Raw genomic sequence first — 943 nt, 5'->3', positions numbered from 1 at the left:
AAGCTTACCGGCAGGCTCCGGCAAAAGCTAAAGAGAAAATGGACCAGGTGATGAAAGCGAACGAGGCGAACCATCCAGCGGAAAACTGAATTGAAATCGTCTCGTCTTTCAATGACGATCGGATCGGTCAGCCCCCATTCGAGTGCAGCCCGATAGACGGAATAGTCTTCTGGCGACTTCGCGCGCCGCAAAATCCTGGTCTGTAGCTCCTGCGCATCGACGCCATGACCGGGACCGCGCAGCGCATCATGACCGGCGATCTCAGCGGGCGTCTTCCGGTGGGGCGGAGCGGTGACGAGCTCGACCGCCTCGCCGAAAATCTCAATGCCATGCTGGAGCGGATCGAGGCGCTGATGGCTGGCTTGAAGGAGGTCTCCGACAACATCGCCCACGATCTCAAGACGCCTCTGACGCGCCTGCGCAACCGCGCCGAGGAGGCGCTGGCAAAATCGGGCTGCGAAGCCGATTACCGCGCGGCGCTGGAACGGACCATCGAGGAATCCGACGGTCTGATCCGCACCTTCAACGCGCTGCTGATGATCGCGCGCGCCGAGTCCGGACAGGCGCGCGGCAACATGGATGATTTCGACGCGGCCGAGGTCGCGGGTGGCATCCACGAGCTCTATGAGCCGCTCGCCGAGGACGACGGCATGACGTTGAAGGTCAAGGCCGAGCCGACACCGGTTCACGCCAATCGCGAATTGGTCAGCCAGGCGCTCGCCAATCTGGTCGAGAATGCGATCAAATACGGCAAGCCGGCGGCGCAGACCGGCGGAACTGTGGTCAGCATGGACACAAGGCCGATCACGATCGAGGCAAGGCGCGACGGCGACCAGGTGCTACTCAGCGTCACCGATCGCGGCCCCGGCATCCCCGAGGCCGACCGCAAGCATGCCGTCGAGCGATTCGTGCGGCTGGAAGCCAGTCGCACGCTGCCGGGCTC

Annotated in this window: 1 protein-coding gene and 1 pseudogene; one reads left to right on the top strand and one right to left on the bottom strand. The window is 63.4% G+C overall.

Translation table 11 applies throughout. The features are described from left to right. The coding region (locus MOV75_RS39725) for a hypothetical protein (RefSeq protein WP_247008304.1) at positions 1-191 on the bottom strand (191 nt) is incomplete at its 3' end. Positions 192-212: 21 nt separating this feature from the next. On the opposite strand from MOV75_RS39725, the pseudogene MOV75_RS39720 reads away from it, so the two are divergent. Further along, positions 213-943: pseudogene (locus MOV75_RS39720) on the top strand (ATP-binding protein); the annotation flags it as partial.

This window comes from Bradyrhizobium sp. PRIMUS42 (assembly GCF_023006515.1).
Classification (GTDB): Bacteria; Pseudomonadota; Alphaproteobacteria; order Rhizobiales; family Xanthobacteraceae; genus Bradyrhizobium.
This window is presented reverse-complemented; position numbering and strand designations above follow the sequence as displayed.